Here is a 17,593-nt window from a genome sequence, read left to right as displayed (position 1 = left end):
AAACCCCTAAAGGGGCTTTATTAATTGTGTAAAAAATTACCTCAAAGTCCCTTTTAGGGGATTTAGAGGTTATAAATTAAAATATTTTATATAAGTATCTAAGTCCTTATCGCCCCTGCCCGACAAGCAAACTACCACATTTTCGCCTTGTTTAAATTCCATTTTCTCTAAGTAGGCTAAAGCGTGAGCGCTTTCAATTGCAGGAATAATTCCCTCCAATTGAGTTAGTAATAAACCGGCATCTAAACTTTCTTCATCGGTAATAGAAACGTATTGCCCGCGACCGGTTTTAAACAAATGTGCATGTTGAGGGCCAATTCCGGGGTAATCTAAACCGGCAGAAACTGAATGCGGTTCTACAACTTGACCATCCTCAGTCTGCATTAAGATACTTCTGCTGCCGTGTAAAACGCCCTCTTTACCTAGGTAAGTTGTTGCGGCAGAGAATCCACTTGAAACGCCTTTACCCGCAGCCTCCACAGCTATAAGCTTAACATTTTCGTCATCCATGAAATGATAGAACATACCCATGGCGTTACTTCCACCACCTACACAAGCCAAAACATAGTCAGGTTGGTCGCTACCGGTTTGTTCTATTAACTGTTTTTTAGTTTCTTCTGAAATAATGGACTGAAATAAAGCAACCATATCGGGATAAGGATGCGGACCAACCACCGAACCGATAATGTAATGCGTATCAACAGGATTGTTTATCCAATCACGCATAGCCTCATTAGTGGCATCTTTTAAGGTTTTACTTCCCGAACTTGCAGGAACAACCTTTGCACCCAACATTTTCATGCGGGCAACATTTGGTGCTTGTCGCTCGATATCCACTTCGCCCATGTAAATTACACACTCCAGATTACGCAAAGCGCAAACGGTAGCCGTTGCAACGCCATGCTGACCTGCCCCTGTTTCGGCGATGATTCTTTTTTTACCTAGCTTTTCGGCCAAAAGAATTTGTCCGATGGTATTGTTAATTTTATGTGCTCCGGTATGGTTTAAATCCTCCCTTTTCAGGAAAATGTTTGCGCCATACCTTTCAGATAATCTTTTAGCCAAATATAGTGGCGACGGGCGCCCAACATAATCTTTTAATAATTGATGAAATTCTTTTTGAAAATCGGCATCATCAATAATCTTTAAATAGTTTTGACGCAATTCCTCTACGTTCGGGTAAAGCATCTCCGGGATGTACGCTCCACCAAAATCTCCGTAATATCCTTTTTCGTTTACTTTGTATTTCATAATATTTTTTATCAATCCGTCGGTTGAAACCGACGCCAATGAATCCTTTATTTATGCTTTTATTTCTTCGCCACTTATTATTCCATCTAACAAAGCCTCACCACTCCACCTACGTTCTACTCCAATCCGGCCTAACAAATTTTTCGGGTTAGCCAGTCCAAGCCAAACCACTAACTTCAAAAGAAAAATTTTGAGCCGGGAGTTTTGTTTCTTTTGCGGTCAAAAGAAAAGAGCCCGTCCGGCCAGGACAAAGGTAACACCCCGTCCTTCGGACACCCCTCTAAAAGAGGGGAATTGCATGCTGCAAAAACTAGTTACCAAGCTTCGCTACAAACTCCCTTATCTTCTCCGCATCCTTTACTCCAGGTTCAATTTCAAACCTGCTATTAATATCTAATGCATATAATCTAAAATCATCTATTTTTGATATTGCTGCTGCATGTTCCAAATCAATTCCGCCACTTAAAAAGTAAGGCTTATCCAATTCATAACTATCCAAAATCGCCCAATCAAATGTTTTTCCAGAACCACCATGCGCTTTCGTTTTGGTATCGAACAAAAAGTAATCCACTACACTCAAATAATCATTCAATGCGGCAAAATCAAAATCTTCATCTACACCGAAAGCCTTAATCACTTCCAAACTATTAAACGAAGTTTTCAATGCTGCACAATATTCTGGCGATTCGTTTCCATGTAACTGAACAGCTTTTAACTGATATAGATTTACTTTTTTGCTAACAGTTTCCAAATCCTCATCAACAAAAACACCTACCGTTTTAATTTCTGACGGAATATATTTAATCAGCTCTGCTGAAACATCGCTGATAAACCTTGGCGATTTCTCATAAAAAATAAAACCCAAATAATCAGGTTGTAAGCTTGCAACCGCAGCAATATTTGCTGCCAACTTCATTCCGCAAACTTTTAATTTTAGGTCTTTCATTATGCAACCAACTTTTTAAAACTTTCTAAAGCTTTTTTGCTTGATAAAGATTCTTCAGCCTCGTAAAAACAATCTGCAAAACTTGCCGTTGGTTTTATGGTTTTAATTGCCAAAGCCGAATTACAAAGCACCACATTATTTTGAACATCAGTTGCCTCTCCGTTTAGCACATCCATAAAGATTTTCGCTGATGATTCTACCGTATCGCCGCCCTTGATATCATTGGTAGCAACCTTTTCAAAACCCATATCATTCAGCGTTAAAATACTTTCGCCTTTATTGTTGAAAGTTTTCACATCGCAAGTAAGAGAGATTTCATCGTAACCCTCAAGGGCATGCACGATGGTGTAATTTTTAGTCGTATTCTGATATAGGTAATTGTACAAACGAGCCAGTTCTAAGCTAAAAACACCAACCATTTGATATTTAGGTTGAGATGGATTTACCATTGGCCCTAACATATTGAAGAATGTTTTGATACCCAAGTCTTTACGAATCGGTGCTACAATCTTCATCGCGGGGTTGAACAAAGGCGCATGTAAAAAGCAAATCCCCGCATTATCTAGATTACGTTTTAAAATATCCTGGTCGTTTGTGAAATTATAACCCAAATATTCCATCACATTTGATGAACCGCAACCTGAAGAAACACCATAATTTCCATGCTTGGCCACTTTATGCCCTGCCCCTGCCACTACAAAAGAAGAAAGTGTAGAAATGTTAAAAGTATCTTTTCCATCGCCCCCGGTACCGCAAAGGTCGATTAGTTCGAAGTCAGAGAAATCTACTTTAATACCTAAATCCAACATCGCATCACGGAAACCCTGTAACTCATCAACTGTGATGTTTCGCATGGCGTAAGCCGTAATAAAAGCAGCAATTTGGGAAGAATTGAATTCGCCCTGTGTAATAGAAATCAGGATATTCTTTGCCTCTTCCCTGCTGAAACTCTTATTTTCAAATAAATGGTTTAATATTCTTTTCATATTGATGTTTTCAAGCCTTGGTTCGTTTCTCCACGAACCCATTATCATTTCGTTTCGTGATGACACGAACCGATGCGATAGTATCTTTTCATTTTCCTTTTATTTTAACCACAGATGAACACAGATACACAAAGATTTTTTTAAATATTTTATATGTGTTCATCCTTCCCATCTGTGGTTAATCATTTTCTTCAAGCCTTGGTTCGTGTCTCCACGGACCAATTATCATTTCGTTTCGATGCGATAATATCTCCTTATGTTCCTTTTTTTCTTACCACATATAAAAACAGATTTTCGCATGTTTATTATTTATCTGTGTTCATCCTTTCCATCTGTGGTTAATAATTTGCTCGATGCAAAAAAGCGTGATAAAAAAAAAGGATTGCTTTTTGGGCAATCCTTTTCATCGTTTATAAAATATTTTAAAATATATAACAACAGAATTTGCCTAACGAATTTCGTTATGCCACCACCAATTGTTATTTAAGTTTTTAATTATCATGTTTGTACAGAACAAATATTGATATACTTTTTTATAATTCCAAAATCTTTCTAAAAATATATGGCTTTCTTTAAGAGAAAAGTACAGTTTAATGATGATTTGGGTTTCGGCTCCGCTCCCGTACTCAAAAATCAACGTGTTTTGAATACCGACGGAACACCGAATATAGAGCGGACGGGCTTGCCTTGGTTTAAGTTTGATGATACTTATACCCGATTGGTGACCATGAGCTGGCCTCGTTTCTTTATGGTCATTTTAATCACTTATCTCATTGTGAACACGCTATTTGCCGTTGCTTATAACCTTGTGGGTATTGAAAACTTAGATGGCGCTAAGGGCACAACCCTCCGCGACCAATTTTTCGATGCGTTTTTCTTTTCAGCACAAACCATTTCTACAGTTGGTTACGGTCACATTTCACCGCAAGGTTTCGTTACCAGTATTCTGGCTGCATTTGAAAGTATGCTGGGTTTATTGGCTTTTGCTTTGGCAACGGGATTACTATATGGCCGTTTTAGCAGACCAACTTCGAAAGTTACTTTTAGTAAGCGTATGGTTATAGCGCCATATCAAGGTCGCACGGGGTTGATGTGTCGCTTGGCGAATTTGAGGAAGAACTCCTTAATTGATGTGGAAGCCCAAATGTTCATGACTTTTAACGAAACTATTGACGGCAAACTCAAACGCAGCTTTTATCCTTTGGAATTAGAACGCAGTAAAATCAGTGTGCTTTCTTTAAACTGGACATTAGTACATCCCATTACAGAAGATAGCCCGATGTTTGAGAAAACGTTAGACGAACTAAAAGTTGCCGAAGTGGAGATTTTTGTAATCTTAAGAGCTTTTGACGATACTTTTGCACAAACCATCCACACCAGAACGAGCTACCAGGATGAAGACATCGAGTGGAATGCTAAATTTAAAATCATGCATTACCATAACGAAGAGGGCAAAACGGTTATGGACTTTAGTCTGTTTGACCATACCGAAAAAATGATGATTGATTAGTTTAGAAAACGATTGTTCCAATCCTATAAGGTTTTAAAAACCTTATAGCTTCAATTAAACTTATTAATAAACTCCACAATATCCTTATACAAGTCATTCCCACCAAATATCATCTGACTAATCATAGGAACATGGCTTTTACCTTTAATTTCCCTTATTTCTACAGGAATATTGTTGGCCTTTAACTTTTCGTACAATCTAGGTGTTTGCAACTTAATGGCACCATAAGTTTTGCTTCCATAAAAAAATAAATGCGGATTTTTAATATTATTTACATAATCCAACGGAGAGGCTAATTTCCAAACTTCAGGTTTATCCGTAAACGTTCTTAAGAAATCGTAATAGTAATCATCCTTTTCAGCTTCCATTAAATATTCATATAAATCTAATCCGAAAGGGTCGTTTAGAATCATTCCCTTAATTGGATTTTTAATTCCTGCATGCTGAAAATATTTCGGGTCGGCATTAATAAGTTCTCCCAAATGTGCACCTGCAGAATGACCCATTACAAAAATTTTATCAGCACTTGCAGTATAGTTTGCAATATTATTCTTAACCCATTTTACAGCGAGCGCACAATCATCGGCCATTTTTTCATATTGCGCATTTGGTGCTAATGGATAATTTATAATTACGGTAACGATGCCTTTCCTTGCAAAGTTTCTACCCAACCACCAATAAGTTTCTTTCTTCCCACTACTCCATGAACCGCCATGAATGAAAATTATAACGGGCTTATTTTTTACCGAATCATTTTTATAAAAAATATTAAGGGTGTTTTTTTCCTCAGTATTGCCGGCATAATTAATGTTTTTCGCTGTTTTTACCTGCGCTGAAGATATAATCGTTTGAAACAAGAGCATCACAAAAACGAGGTATTTTATCATATTCAAAATGGCTTATCCATTCAACAGTAAACAAACGAAATTGTTGGGGTGGTGGATTTGTTAAGGATGGAAGATGGATGATGTAAAATGGATGATGGTTCAAAATGCCTATTGACTTTCGATGAAATTACATCTTCCCTCCCATTTTCCATCATCCCTCTTACATTTTACTTCTCCATCAGCGGATTCTTTTCTTTCGCAAACAAATCGAAAACCTTTTTATCTACAAAAGCAGGAAACAATTTATTCATCCATACCGCTAATTTCCCTTGCCCTGTCATAATCAAAGTACGTTTACGTTTTTCAATGCCATCAGCAATGATGCTTGCCACTTCTTCCGATGTCATCATTTTTCCCTCTTCCATACTCGTTTCGCCATGTGCAACGCCATCTTTTGCCAAAGCTGCAACACGAATGTTTGAAGTTGTAAAACCCGGACAAGCGACTAAAACGTTAACACCTGTTTTTAAAAGTTCAGTGCGTAACGATTCCATGAAACCATTCATCGCAAATTTTGATGCAGAATAACCCGTCCTCCCTGGTAAACCACGGTAGCCGGCTATTGAAGAAATCCCAACAACCGTTCCTTTGGTTTTTAAAATCTCAGGCAAAGCATATTTTGTGCAATAAACCGTCCCCCAGAAATTCACATCCATCAAATTTTTAAGCACCGATAAGTCTAAATCATTGAACAGAGCACGCATAGATAAACCTGCATTATTCACTAGAATATCAATCTTCTGAAAAGAAACCAAAGTTTGCTTGATAATCAACTCACAATCTGCTTCTTTACTCACATCGGCCTGTACTGCAACGGCTCTGATATTATATCTCTGTTCTAAATCGGCTGTGATTTCGCAAAGCGTAACATATTGACGGGCAGCCAAAACCAAATTTGCACCACGTTTCGCAAATTCTTCAGCACAGGCTTTTCCAATTCCGCTTGATGCGCCTGTGATGATGACAACTTTATCTTTTAAGTTCATTTTTAGTATTGAGTATAGAGAATCAAATATCAAGACTTGATGCCATCTAATTTGTTTTAAAATATGTTGTAGCCTCCGTAACTTTATCAGTATTGATGATATCGGCGCCTAAATCATGCAACAACTTCCAACTAGTCTCAGTATCCGGTGCACCCCAAAAACGAAAAGGTTTCCCGATTTTGTGGGCATTATCAATCAAGGTCTTTAATTTAGTTTTATCTGCTTCCGAAATCTCGCCAAAACCTTTCCATTTTGAATATATCGCAAAATTATCGCTAATCATCGTTACTTTATTCAAATCTTCGGGAGCGTAATTTACATTCGGTAAGCCATCAAAACTTACATCTTTAAAAGTATGAAAAGTGGAATCTGCCGGTCGGTTGCGGCTGATGACGATGGTTACCTTTTTATTTTCTTTGGAAAAATACTTTTGATAAGATTTTAAGGCTCGTTGTAAAATCGGATAAGTTGACGTCCAGCTGTCTTTAAAATCAATCATCAACTGAAAACTGTAAAACGCTTTGGTTTTAGATAAAGCCGCAATAGGCTTTAGGTAAAGATTCTCCAAAGTATTTCCGGATTTAATTTCCTTTCTGCTGTGCGCAACACTTAAGGAATCGCCAACTACAAAAACATCGGCCTCAATTGAAAAAACTTTGTTTGCAACGGCCTCATAAAAAGGTTTTTGATGGGTATAATCATTATGAGAATGAATTTTGACTTGCGCATTTAAGGCAAAAGCAAAAATCATTAACCAACCGAAAATAAAAATCTTCTTGCTCATTTACTTCATCATTGCAGTTTCGTAAGGCACTCGGGTAATAATCGAACGGCCCAAAGTAATCTCATCGGTATATTCCAGTTCGCCGCCAAAAGCAATTCCTCTGGCAATTGTCGTGATGGGAATGTTAAATTCTTTCAGTCTTTTGTACAGATAAAACAATGTCGTATCGCCCTCCATATTCGGACTCAATGCTAAAATCACTTCTTTAATTTCGCCCATAGAAACCCTTTGAACCAAACCATCGATGTATAAATCTGCTGGCCCGATGCCGTCCATTGGCGAAATTAACCCTCCTAAAACATGGTAAACGCCGAAATATTGGCTTGTATTTTCAATCGCCATTACATCGCGGGTATCTTCCACCACGCAAATGGTTTCCTTATCTCGCTTGTGCGAAGTACAAATTTCGCAAATGCTGTGGTCGGAAATGTTATAGCAAATACTGCAGTTTTTAATGTTCTGTTTCAGTTTTATTAAAGTATTTCCAAACTGGTTAACCTCCTCCTGTTCCTTATTTAAAAGGTGTAATACCAATCTTAACGCCGTCTTTTGCCCAACACCAGGTAATTTCGAGAATTCGTTTACTGCATCTTCAAGCAGTTTGGATGAAAAATTCATGATGCAAAAATATGCAAAATGGTTGATAAAAATTGTTCCTGAAAACAAGACAAATTTATTTTTTGGAAAGCAGTATTAGTAGTTCTTCGGCTATATCAGTCCTGCCATTTGCTACAATCTTTTGTTAAACATTGTCATTCTGAGGAACGAAGACCTGCGAAGCAAGAATGAATTCCTATGAAAACAACAATCTAGAATGAATAATCTGTTTCATCGGTGGCAGATGCTTCGTGCCTCAGCATGACAGCACATTCAAGGTTGTTGCAACCAAAAGTATTTCCGCTCCTGTCAGGTTTAAAATAGTAAGGCAAACCGATTAATCTAAACCCGGCAGCAGCGGGCACGAAACCCGATTTAAGCATCTTTCTTTATTTTCATAGGTATGCTTGCTTGTTACAGGTTTTTTCGGGTGAGTAAAGCGAATGACGGGGCTAATTAACCGATGGAAACCGAAACCTGATTTCCAAATCAAAATATTGATTATAAAAATCGTTTTCTTTACATTTAGCAGCTTAAAACAAAACTATGTCGCCAACCATCCTCTTGTGCTTTTTAATCGGATACTTTTTAGTGCTGATAATTATTTCATTTGTAACCTCGAAAGATTCATCGGATAACAACTCGTTTTTCGTTGCAAATAGGAACTCCAAATGGTATTTAGTGGCCTTTGGAATGATTGGAACTGCACTTTCGGGCGTAACCTTTATTTCTGTACCGGGAGAAGTTGGTGCACCTGCAGGCAACCAATTTCAATATTTTCAGTTCGTTTTAGGGAATGCCGTCGGTTTCATAATCATCTGTACCGTTTTACTGCCGCTCTATTATCGGATGAAATTAACATCCATTTACAGTTACATTGAGCAACGTTTAGGGCATTACAGTTACAAAACAGCAGCATCGATATTTTTGCTGAGCAGAACATTGGGTTCGGCAACCAGATTGTACCTGGTGGTAATCGTTTTACAGCGTTTTATCTTCGATAATTATGGCGTTCCGTTTTGGTTAACCGTATTAATTTCTTTAGCCTTAATTTGGTCGTACACGTTTAAAGGCGGCTTAAAAACCATTATCATTACCGATACTTTGCAAACGTTTTTCCTGGTTTTATCGGTTTTCTTATCCATTTATTTTATCTGCAGCAGTTTGGATTTAAATATCCCTCAGGCATTTGAAACCATCAAAAGCAGTAGTTATTCGAAGATTTTCTTTTGGGATGATTTCTTAACCAACAAATGGTATTTCAGTAAACAATTTATCGGTGGTATTTTTGTAACCATTGCCATGACAGGTTTAGACCAGGATTTAATGCAGAAAAACCTGAGCATGGGCACTATTAAAGAGGCGCAAAAAAACATGTTCACCTTTACGGGTGTGTTTGTTATTTTAAATGTTTTCTTTTTAAGTGTAGGTGCTTTATTATACATTTTCGCAGCTAAAAATGGTATCGATATTCCATTAGACCACATCACGGGAAAGCCGAGAACAGATTTACTATTCCCCGAAATTGCATTAAATAATTTAGGCGCAGTGCCGGCAATAATTTTTATGTTAGGTTTAACGGCTGCAACTTTCGCTACGACAGATTCGGCCCTAACGGCTTTAACAACCTCATTTTGTGTGGACTTTTTAGGGATGGCAAAGAAAGAAAATATTGATGCAAAAGACGCCGTTAAAAAGCGCCACACGGTTCACGTTGCTTTCTCTATTTTGATGTTTTTGGTCATCATTGTAATTAATGCGCTGAACAGTTCATCGGTGGTGAGTTTAATTTTTACCATCGCCTCCTACACCTACGGACCACTTTTAGGCCTTTACAGTTTTGGTTTGTTTGTAAAAAAGCGTGGTTTACATGATAAATTAGTGCCGATAGTTTGCATTTTATCGCCTTTTTTATGTTACTTGCTTTCAAGCTATTCCAAAGAAATATTGGGCGGCTATGTTTTTAGTGTTGAACTGATTTTAATTAACGGTTTAATCACATTTATCGGCTTGCTTCTCATCAGCAAAAAAACTGATGCGCAAACCAAATTTTAATATTAGAATACAGTATATATGACGAGTGAAGAAAAAATTAGAAGTGCTTTTGAAAATAAAGATTGGCAAGAAATTAAAGTAACAGATTCCTGGCAGATTTTTAAAATAATGGCCGAATTTGTAGATGGTTTTGAAAAACTAGCAAAAATTGGCCCTTGTGTTACCATTTACGGTTCTGCCCGTACAGCAGAAACAAACAGGTACTATCAGTTAGCAGAACAGTGTGGTAAATTACTTACAGACCGTGGTTACGGAGTGATTACAGGCGGTGGTCCAGGTATAATGGAGGCCGGAAACAAAGGCGCTTATACCAACGGCGGTAAATCGGTAGGTTTAAATATCGAATTGCCTTTTGAACAATTCCACAATAAATATATTGACCATAATAAATTGTTGGAGTTCGATTATTTCTTTGTTCGTAAGGTAATGTTTATGAAATATAGTCAGGGTTTTGTGGTTTTACCTGGAGGTTTTGGAACAATGGATGAACTTTTTGAGGCGCTGACGTTAATTCAAACCGGTAAAATTGCCCGTTTCCCGATTGTTCTTTTAGGTAAAGATTACTGGAGCGGATTAATCGATTGGATTAAAGGAACTATGTTGCAGAAAGAACATAACATTCATGAAGAAGATTTGAATTTATTCCGCCTTGTAGATACCGCTGAAGAGGCCGCAGAACATATCTTCAGGTTCTATGATAAGTATGTACTTAAACCGAATTTTTAACCAGGATTAGACCAGGATTAAAGGATTTTAAACAGGATTAAAGGATTATAAGATTGTCAGGATTTAGCAGGTTAAAAAAGTTAAACCATAATTATTAGATTTTACCTTTGGGTTTTCATTCAATAAATCAATTATTTAAAATTCAATAATTCCAAAAAAGTGCTTGTTTACGTAAGCACTTTTTTTGTACGCTTATAATTTGGCTGTAACATGTATTGAATACTTAACTCTAACCACTACAAAACAAAATCGCTCTTTTTTGTTTATAAGAAGTTCAAAAGATAAAATTCAAACATCCTGAAAATATGGAGCAAACACTAAATTGGAGAAAAGGTTTATTTGATAGCAATTATCAAGTAATTGGCAATTCATTGCTGAAATTTTCTATCAATTTTAGTTCGCTTAAAAACTCGGCAATAGCTACAACACAGGGTGGAATTTATCTTTTAAAAAGCGAGGGATACTCAAATCCAGAGACCAAAATCCTCAATAATAAAAACGAAGTTTTGGCAATAATCCGCTACGATTGGTTAAGTTTTAAGGCAAAAATATTTTTCACTTCAGGTGAGGAATTCGATTGGAGTTTTCAAAATAGCTGGTTAAGCCGCTGGTCGATAAATAATCATAAAGACAAACAAGTTATTTATAATTCTTCAACAGGAAATGGCTTGATTCATAGCAATGTTGATGATGATGTTTTGATTTTGACGGGTTTATTTATCAGAGAATATTACACCAGAATACTTTTCGCATTTGTTATTTTGATGTTTATATTATTTACGGGTAGGGGGATTTTTTAGCATTATTTGGGCGTTTTTACACGCTGTCCGTTTTATCTTTTTGGCAGAAAAAGCCAAAAAGGATGCCACTTTCATCGTTAACGCAAAATAGCAAGAGGTCAAAATGAGCAATAGATCAAAATCCTCCCCCTGCCCCCTCCAAAGAGGGAAAGCATGGAGCAAAAAATAAAGTCCATGTAAATTTCCAACTTTGCATATCCACCCAAAAAAGCCTTACCATTCCATCTACGTTTAACTCCAATCCGGCCTAACAAATTTTTCGGGATATACGGTCCAAGCCGAACTACTGACTTTAATAGAAAAATTTTCAGCCGGCAATTTTTGTTTCTTTTTGTTGTCAAAAAGAAAAAAGCCCGTCTGGCCAAGACAAAAACAAAAGCTATACTGAAAGACGAATAATTTAAAGTCCACTCACCCCACCACTTACGACTAATTTCATCGCATCTGCAGCACTCATATTTAAATCTTTAACCTTATCTCGTTTTACGATACAAAGCTGACCTGCAAAGGAATAAGAAAGCGGAAAGTACACCGCTACATCGTCAGGCAAATCGAGTTTATGTAAATCATTTTGCGTGAGGAAACCAATTTTTCTTAGGCCTCCCTCCACTTCTACGATCACCGGATGATTAAATTTTTTTTCATCGCCTACAAAAGCCTCAGTTAAATCTTTTATAGATGAATAGATAAAATTAAGTAATGGCAAACGATGCATGATTCGCTGAAACCAATTGTACATCGGCTCGGTAACTAAATTAGTTACGAAGATTCCGGCTAATAAAATGATGGTTAAAACGGTAAGCAGGCCTAAACCGGGAATGTTTCTGCTTTCACCAGTTAGAGGATTTACACCAAGTATATTATTGACATTTAACCAGCTATCTACAGTAGTAACTGCCCAAACTACAATAAAAATACTCACAGCAATGGGTACAACAATTAATAAACCTTTAATTAAATAGTTTAAAATAGCTTTCCCGACTTTGTTCATGCTGCAAACTTATGAAAAATAAGGCTAATAGATTAGAATTGTTAAATTGTTTGATGGCTCAATTGTTTAATATTTAAATATCAATAAATTCTATAAGCATCGCCGGCAATTCAGCAATATGACAATTTAGCAATTGTTTTATTCATAAAAATAAACCCTCTTTACCCTTTGAGAAATGTTTGTCAGGATTTCGTATGGAATGGTATTGATTTGTTTAGCCAATTCCATAATATTATGTTCCTGATTAAAAACGATTGCCTCATCGCCTGGCTTTACATCAATACCGTTAATGTCCAGCATTGTCATATCCATACAAATGGAGCCAATGGTTGGAACTAAGTTACCATTAATGAGCATTTTACCGACACCATTTCCGAAAGCACGATTGTAACCATCTGCGTAGCCGATTTTAACCGTTGCAATTTTACCACCGTTAGGCATTACACCTCTCCTGCTGTAGCCAACAGTTTCTCCTGCATCCAATGTTTTAACTTGCGTAACTGTCGTTTTTAATACCATTGTAGTTTGTAGTCCGCGGTTATTTGCCAAGGCAGAATCGAAGCCATACAATCCAATTCCTAAACGCACCATATCCATTTGTCCGTCGGGCCAACGACTAATACCTGAAGTGTTCGCAATATGGAGGATTGGTTTGTAACCTAAAACATCTATTAATTCGTTTGCAATGATTTTAAATTTTACGATTTGGTGCAGCGTAAAGCCGTCATGTTCGGCCTCTCCGCTGGCTACCAGATGCGAAAATATACTCTGAACCTTTACACGTTGAGAATCTTTTAATAGTTCTGATAATTCATCAATTTCACCATTATCAAAACCCAAACGGTGCATACCACTGTCGATTTTAATATGGATTGGATAATCAAAATCATAATCTGAAAGTGCGTTTATGAAACTATTCAAAATCTCCAAACTATAAATTTCGGGTTCTAAATTATGTGTGATAATCGCTTCAAACGCAGATTCTTCAGGACTCATCACCATAATGGGCAAAGTAATGCCGGCTTTTCGCAGGGCGATGCCCTCATCCGCATAGGCTACCGCCAAATAATCTACCTTGTGAAATTGCAATAAATTCGCAATTTCAAAGCTGCCGCTTCCATAAGAAAAAGCCTTAACCATCGCCATAATTTTTACGCCGGGTTTAATTTTGGAACGATAGAACTGCAAGTTCCCAACCATTGCATTTAGGTCGATTTCTAAAACCGTATCATGAATTTTTTGGGTTAAAAGTTTACTGATTCTTCCAAATTCAAAACGCCTAGCTCCTTTTACCAAAATAGTTTCGTGGCTAAATTGCAAGCCCGGGAAAGCCTCCATAAAAGCATTTGTATCCTCAAAAAATTGAGTTTCGAATTTGAAAAGTTGAGCATATTTAGCAATATGAGTTCCAATTCCTATTAAGCGATTTACTTTCTTCTGCGCCAGCAAATCTGCAATTTCGGTGTACAAATCCAAATCATCTTGTCCGGTTTCAAATAGCTCGGATAGAATTACGGTTTTCTTAGGATGTTGATTTTGTTGGTTTAAAAAATCCAAGGCGATAGCCAGAGAAGAAATATCTGCGCTGTAAGAATCATCAATGATAGAACATTGATTAATGCCATTTTTGAGTTCCAGTCGCATACTTACATGGCTCAATTTTTCTAAACGTAAATCTGCCTCTTCTGCCGAATAACCCAGAGCCAGCAATGTTGCCCAACAAATCATTCCGTTTTCTATTGATGCCTTATCCTTAAAAGGCAACATGCATTCTATTTCCATATCCTCATAAATTGCCCGTAAATAACAATTTCCCTCAATGGGCTCAACTGCGATAATTCGTAAATCAGCGCCTTGTTTACTGCTCCAGCTAAACTGCTTTTTCCCGGGTAAATCTTTGAAATTGATTTCAGTCACATAATCCGGAGAATAAATAAACAAATCCGAGCCTTTAAATAATTTTAACTTTTCAGTGAGTTTTTCTCTTTTACTAGTGAAACCCTCCGCATGAGCTTCACCAATATTGGTTAAAATACCAATCTGAGGATGAATGATTTCAGCTAGGGTTTCCATTTCGTTCACTGCAGAAATGCCGGCCTCGAAAATGGCTAATGTATTATCAGCATCAATTTGCCAAACAGAAAGCGGCACTCCAATTTGTGAATTGTAGCTTTTCGGACTGCGAACGATATTATAATCTGCTGCTAAAAGCTGATATAGCCATTCCTTAACAATTGTTTTCCCGTTACTTCCCGTGATGCCAATCGTTTTTAAATTAAAATGATTTCGATGTTCAATTGCCAATTTTTGCAAAGCAGCTAATGCATTATCAACGATTATAAAATTGCAGTCAGGACATTCATTAATGTATTTTTCTTCTGTAATAACGAAATTCCGAATATCCTTACTATATGCATCTTTAATAAATTCGTGCCCGTCGCGATGCGAAGACAATGCAAAAAACAAAGAATTTTCTGGCACCAAAACTGAGCGACTATCAATCACTAAATATTGAATAATAACCTGTTTATGAACTAATCTGGCATCAGCATTTAAAATTTCAGCAATCTTAGAAATGGTATATATGGGGTTCTGCATTTTATTATATTCAGAAAAATACGGTAATCGTTTTTATTTTTACGAATTTCAGTAATTAATTATGAAAAGTGGTAAACAAGAGGGCGCAATATTAGATAAAAAACAGGCTTTAGCCAAAGCAGAAAGTTTTTGTGTTTATCAGGAGCGCTCGCAAAAGGAAGTTCGTTACAAATTGGTGGAATGGGGAATGCGAGGCGATGAACTCGAAGAGATTTTATCAGACTTGATTACGAACAATTTCCTTAATGAAGAACGTTTTGCGAAATCTTATGCTTCAGGCAAATTCAACATTAAAAAGTGGGGCCGTGTTAAGATAAAACAAGGTTTGAAATTGAAGGGCGTTCCCGATAGGATTTTGCAAAAAGCGCTATACAGTTTGGATGATGATGATTACATGCAAACTTTAGAAAATCTTGCGATAAAAAAGGACAACACTTTAACCGAATCGAATCCATTAAAAAGAAAATATAAGCTGATGACCTATCTTCAGGGAAGAGGATTTGAAAATGATTTAATTTTACTTGCACTGAAAGCCAGCAATTTAAACTAAATATTAAATTTTTAATAAGAAATCCCTTGACAAAAATATAAATCTGTCTATATTTGCATCACCAAAACGAAACGGCATATCTGTTTGTTATTGCGAAAGTAGCTCAGTTGGTAGAGCACGACCTTGCCAAGGTCGGGGTCGCGAGTTCGAATCTCGTCTTTCGCTCTAAATGCTTTCCTACCAGAAAGCATTTGTTTTAAAACATTAATCTTACCGAACATTCGGAATAGACTAATGCTCGGGTGGTGGAACTGGTAGACACGCAGGACTTAAAATCCTGTGCTTTCAAAGGCGTGCGGGTTCGATTCCCGCCCCGAGTACTTCAAAAAATCGAACTAAAGCCATCAGAAATGATGGCTTTTTCTGTTAGCTTTCAAAAACGAGTTTTTAGAGTAAAATGCTTATTAAACAAATTTAATACTGAATAAAAAAAAGCAGGCTCGCCTGTAATAAATTCAATTAACTGCTTATGAAAGATCAAATAAAAAGTTAAATGCTTTAATAAAAAACGTGAATTAATGATATATCGGCATCCTTTCAATTATATACCATATATTATATTAGACGGTTTGTGCTGATTATTTTGACATTATTTTTATACTTTGGCTAATTTCGATACAGGGACTCAATAATTAGTAATAAGAATGAAGTAAACTTAACATTAAAATAGTTTCAAATATTTTTTGATATAGAAACTTAATTTTCTATATTTGCAATCCCAAAAGGAATACAGTTTATGTATTAAATTGCGAAAGTAGCTCAGTTGGTAGAGCACGACCTTGCCAAGGTCGGGGTCGCGAGTTCGAATCTCGTCTTTCGCTCTAAATGCTTTCCTACCAGAAAGCATTTATTTTAAACATTAATCTTACCGAACATTCGGATTAGACTAATGCTCGGGTGGTGGAACTGGTAGACACGCAGGACTTAAAATCCTGTGCTTTCAAAGGCGTGCGGGTTCGATTCCCGCCCCGAGTACTTCAAAAAATCTAACTAAAGCCATCAGAAATGATGGCTTTTTTGTTTAAATATTTTTTATAAGGGTGTAAATATTCCGTTTGGTTAGCTCGAAATACTCTTATTATTCCATAAGAGTTTTAATCTTACCGTTGCAATTTTCTTATAAAAACTGTCTTCTTACTAATCAACTGAATTAACTAGAGATAAATTGGGCTACTATTTATGGCGTCCAATAAACCGTAAGCATTTAGTTCCTGCTATACTGCCTTTTAATCTTTTAGTAAGGCAGGTAAGTAATAAGCTGTTCTCTAAGAGAGTCTCAGTCATGTAAATTATAAACGTTTGCACAGCTGCCAATAATTTATGTAGGCCGAAGTTAGGGTTATACAAGTACTTTCTCCATATAAAAGAACAAATATTAGCCATTGATGTGAAGGGCACTATCAGTAGCATGTTTTTGAGTCCTGTCCCGCTGTACCTCCAACCTTTTGTGGATAGCAGGTGGTGGGAGGAATGGCTCGCACAACAAAAGGGATTTCCGTCCCATCGGGCCTGGTTGGCCGGGACGTGAGCTACCATCCATGTCGTGGGCGCCCTATAAGATAATACGTGGGAGCCTTAAAAAACCCTTATATACGAAGAAACCCCATCAGCTGTTGCTGACGGGGCTCTTGTTAAACGCCTCTTGGGCTTTTAAGATTTGGCACCGACCTACTCTCCCACGTGTTACCGCAGTACCATCGGCTCTGGTGGGCTTAACTTCTCTGTTCGGAATGGGAAGAGGTGGACACCACCGATATAGGCACCTAAATTTCTTTAGATAAGCTTATCAGCTTAAATGACATATTATTGGAAGAAGTTAGTTAGAGGAGCAAACAACAGTATGTTGCCTTTGAAAGCCTCGGATGATTAGTACTACTCGACTATGGTGTCGCCACCTTTACATCTGTAGCCTATCGACGTAGTAGT

15 protein-coding genes, 4 tRNA genes and 1 rRNA gene are annotated in these 17,593 nt (G+C 37.1%); 9 read left to right on the top strand and 11 right to left on the bottom strand.

Annotated features, from left to right (window positions below; all coding sequences use genetic code 11):
• Positions 1-69: 69 nt before the first annotated feature.
• The 4 genes from trpB to trpD form a co-directional block, all read right to left on the bottom strand.
• Entirely contained in the window at positions 70-1,251 is a 1,182-nt protein-coding gene (gene trpB / locus EZ449_RS02965; protein WP_205942932.1) for a tryptophan synthase subunit beta, read from the bottom strand.
• Positions 1,252-1,302: 51 nt separating this feature from the next.
• Complete coding sequence (locus tag EZ449_RS23255; RefSeq protein WP_262711101.1) at positions 1,303-1,431, bottom strand: hypothetical protein; 129 nt, start codon at positions 1,429-1,431, stop codon at positions 1,303-1,305.
• Positions 1,432-1,561: 130 nt separating this feature from the next.
• Positions 1,562-2,197 (bottom strand): phosphoribosylanthranilate isomerase, encoded by a 636-nt coding sequence (locus tag EZ449_RS02960; RefSeq protein ID WP_131556486.1) that lies wholly within the window; start codon positions 2,195-2,197, stop codon positions 1,562-1,564.
• Positions 2,197-3,183 (bottom strand): anthranilate phosphoribosyltransferase, encoded by a 987-nt coding sequence (gene trpD / locus EZ449_RS02955; RefSeq protein ID WP_131556485.1) that lies wholly within the window; start codon positions 3,181-3,183, stop codon positions 2,197-2,199. The genes EZ449_RS02960 and trpD overlap by 1 nt, the downstream gene beginning before the upstream one ends.
• A gap of 562 nt (positions 3,184-3,745) precedes the next feature.
• Here trpD and EZ449_RS02950 point away from each other — a divergent pair.
• A complete protein-coding gene (locus tag EZ449_RS02950; RefSeq protein ID WP_131556484.1) occupies positions 3,746-4,693 on the top strand; it encodes an ion channel in 948 nt (315 codons plus the stop codon).
• A gap of 50 nt (positions 4,694-4,743) precedes the next feature.
• Here the strand turns inward: EZ449_RS02950 and EZ449_RS02945 are convergent, their stop codons facing one another.
• The 4 genes from EZ449_RS02945 to recR all read right to left on the bottom strand — a co-directional run bounded on the left by EZ449_RS02945 (position 4,744) and on the right by recR (position 7,968).
• Positions 4,744-5,580 carry an alpha/beta hydrolase gene (locus EZ449_RS02945; protein WP_131556483.1) on the bottom strand — a complete coding sequence of 279 codons (837 nt, stop codon included), beginning with the start codon at positions 5,578-5,580 and terminating at the stop codon, positions 4,744-4,746.
• Positions 5,581-5,747: 167 nt separating this feature from the next.
• The gene (locus EZ449_RS02940) at positions 5,748-6,566 is read right to left on the bottom strand and encodes an SDR family oxidoreductase (RefSeq protein WP_131556482.1); all 819 of its coding nucleotides are present in this window, start codon (positions 6,564-6,566) and stop codon (positions 5,748-5,750) included.
• Between the two features lie 46 nt (positions 6,567-6,612).
• Positions 6,613-7,350: a PI-PLC domain-containing protein gene (locus tag EZ449_RS02935; protein ID WP_131556481.1), complete on the bottom strand. Its 738-nt coding sequence runs from the start codon at positions 7,348-7,350 to the stop codon at positions 6,613-6,615.
• On the bottom strand, positions 7,351-7,968 hold the full coding sequence (gene recR, locus EZ449_RS02930) for a recombination mediator RecR (protein ID WP_131556480.1): 618 nt from the start codon (positions 7,966-7,968) through the stop codon (positions 7,351-7,353).
• A gap of 525 nt (positions 7,969-8,493) precedes the next feature.
• Between recR and EZ449_RS02925 the strand changes: the two genes are divergently transcribed.
• The 3 genes from EZ449_RS02925 to EZ449_RS02915 all read left to right on the top strand — a co-directional run bounded on the left by EZ449_RS02925 (position 8,494) and on the right by EZ449_RS02915 (position 11,528).
• Positions 8,494-10,002: a sodium:solute symporter gene (locus EZ449_RS02925; RefSeq protein ID WP_131556479.1), complete on the top strand. Its 1,509-nt coding sequence runs from the start codon at positions 8,494-8,496 to the stop codon at positions 10,000-10,002.
• A gap of 18 nt (positions 10,003-10,020) precedes the next feature.
• Complete coding sequence (locus EZ449_RS02920; RefSeq protein WP_131556478.1) at positions 10,021-10,728, top strand: LOG family protein; 708 nt, start codon at positions 10,021-10,023, stop codon at positions 10,726-10,728.
• A gap of 305 nt (positions 10,729-11,033) precedes the next feature.
• A complete protein-coding gene (locus EZ449_RS02915; RefSeq protein WP_131556477.1) occupies positions 11,034-11,528 on the top strand; it encodes a hypothetical protein in 495 nt (164 codons plus the stop codon).
• A 400-nt stretch (positions 11,529-11,928) separates the two neighbouring features.
• Here the strand turns inward: EZ449_RS02915 and EZ449_RS02910 are convergent, their stop codons facing one another.
• Positions 11,929-12,519, bottom strand: a complete 591-nt coding sequence (locus EZ449_RS02910) for a DUF502 domain-containing protein (RefSeq protein ID WP_131556476.1) — start codon at positions 12,517-12,519, stop codon at positions 11,929-11,931.
• Positions 12,520-12,657: 138 nt separating this feature from the next.
• Positions 12,658-15,117, bottom strand: coding sequence for a bifunctional UDP-N-acetylmuramoyl-tripeptide:D-alanyl-D-alanine ligase/alanine racemase (locus EZ449_RS02905; protein ID WP_131556475.1), 2,460 nt, complete (start codon positions 15,115-15,117; stop codon positions 12,658-12,660).
• Positions 15,118-15,178: 61 nt separating this feature from the next.
• Between EZ449_RS02905 and EZ449_RS02900 the strand changes: the two genes are divergently transcribed.
• The 5 genes from EZ449_RS02900 (at position 15,179) to EZ449_RS02880 (ending at position 16,642) form a co-directional block, all read left to right on the top strand.
• Complete coding sequence (locus EZ449_RS02900) at positions 15,179-15,667, top strand: regulatory protein RecX (RefSeq protein ID WP_131556474.1); 489 nt, start codon at positions 15,179-15,181, stop codon at positions 15,665-15,667.
• A 92-nt stretch (positions 15,668-15,759) separates the two neighbouring features.
• Positions 15,760-15,832: transfer RNA gene (locus tag EZ449_RS02895), tRNA-Gly, on the top strand.
• A gap of 71 nt (positions 15,833-15,903) precedes the next feature.
• Positions 15,904-15,987, top strand: a tRNA-Leu gene (locus EZ449_RS02890).
• A gap of 428 nt (positions 15,988-16,415) precedes the next feature.
• Positions 16,416-16,488, top strand: a tRNA-Gly gene (locus EZ449_RS02885).
• A gap of 70 nt (positions 16,489-16,558) precedes the next feature.
• A tRNA-Leu gene (locus EZ449_RS02880) sits at positions 16,559-16,642 on the top strand.
• A gap of 680 nt (positions 16,643-17,322) precedes the next feature.
• Here EZ449_RS02880 and rrf read toward each other — a convergent pair.
• Positions 17,323-17,434: ribosomal RNA gene (rrf, locus tag EZ449_RS02875) — 5S ribosomal RNA — on the bottom strand.
• Positions 17,435-17,593 lie beyond the last annotated feature (159 nt).

The sequence above is a fragment of the Pedobacter frigidisoli genome, assembly GCF_004331675.1.
Lineage (GTDB): Bacteria > Bacteroidota > Bacteroidia > Sphingobacteriales > Sphingobacteriaceae > Pedobacter > Pedobacter frigidisoli.
This window is presented reverse-complemented; position numbering and strand designations above follow the sequence as displayed.

Excerpts from the sequence above, each read along its gene's own strand:
- EZ449_RS02920 (WP_131556478.1), top strand. The coding sequence starts at position 10,021 with ATGACGAGTGAAGAAAAAATTAGAAGTGCTTTTGAAAATAAAGATTGG.
- EZ449_RS02940 (WP_131556482.1), bottom strand. The coding sequence starts at position 6,566 with ATGAACTTAAAAGATAAAGTTGTCATCATCACAGGCGCATCAAGCGGA.
- EZ449_RS02960 (WP_131556486.1), bottom strand. The coding sequence starts at position 2,197 with ATGAAAGACCTAAAATTAAAAGTTTGCGGAATGAAGTTGGCAGCAAAT.
- EZ449_RS02915 (WP_131556477.1), top strand. The coding sequence starts at position 11,034 with ATGGAGCAAACACTAAATTGGAGAAAAGGTTTATTTGATAGCAATTAT.
- EZ449_RS02935 (WP_131556481.1), bottom strand. The coding sequence starts at position 7,350 with ATGAGCAAGAAGATTTTTATTTTCGGTTGGTTAATGATTTTTGCTTTT.
- EZ449_RS02900 (WP_131556474.1), top strand. The coding sequence starts at position 15,179 with ATGAAAAGTGGTAAACAAGAGGGCGCAATATTAGATAAAAAACAGGCT.
- trpD (WP_131556485.1), bottom strand. The coding sequence starts at position 3,183 with ATGAAAAGAATATTAAACCATTTATTTGAAAATAAGAGTTTCAGCAGG.
- EZ449_RS02950 (WP_131556484.1), top strand. The coding sequence starts at position 3,746 with ATGGCTTTCTTTAAGAGAAAAGTACAGTTTAATGATGATTTGGGTTTC.
- recR (WP_131556480.1), bottom strand. The coding sequence starts at position 7,968 with ATGAATTTTTCATCCAAACTGCTTGAAGATGCAGTAAACGAATTCTCG.
- EZ449_RS02905 (WP_131556475.1), bottom strand. The coding sequence starts at position 15,117 with ATGCAGAACCCCATATATACCATTTCTAAGATTGCTGAAATTTTAAAT.
- EZ449_RS02910 (WP_131556476.1), bottom strand. The coding sequence starts at position 12,519 with ATGAACAAAGTCGGGAAAGCTATTTTAAACTATTTAATTAAAGGTTTA.
- trpB (WP_205942932.1), bottom strand. The coding sequence starts at position 1,251 with ATGAAATACAAAGTAAACGAAAAAGGATATTACGGAGATTTTGGTGGA.
- EZ449_RS02925 (WP_131556479.1), top strand. The coding sequence starts at position 8,494 with ATGTCGCCAACCATCCTCTTGTGCTTTTTAATCGGATACTTTTTAGTG.
- EZ449_RS02945 (WP_131556483.1), bottom strand. The coding sequence starts at position 5,580 with ATGATAAAATACCTCGTTTTTGTGATGCTCTTGTTTCAAACGATTATA.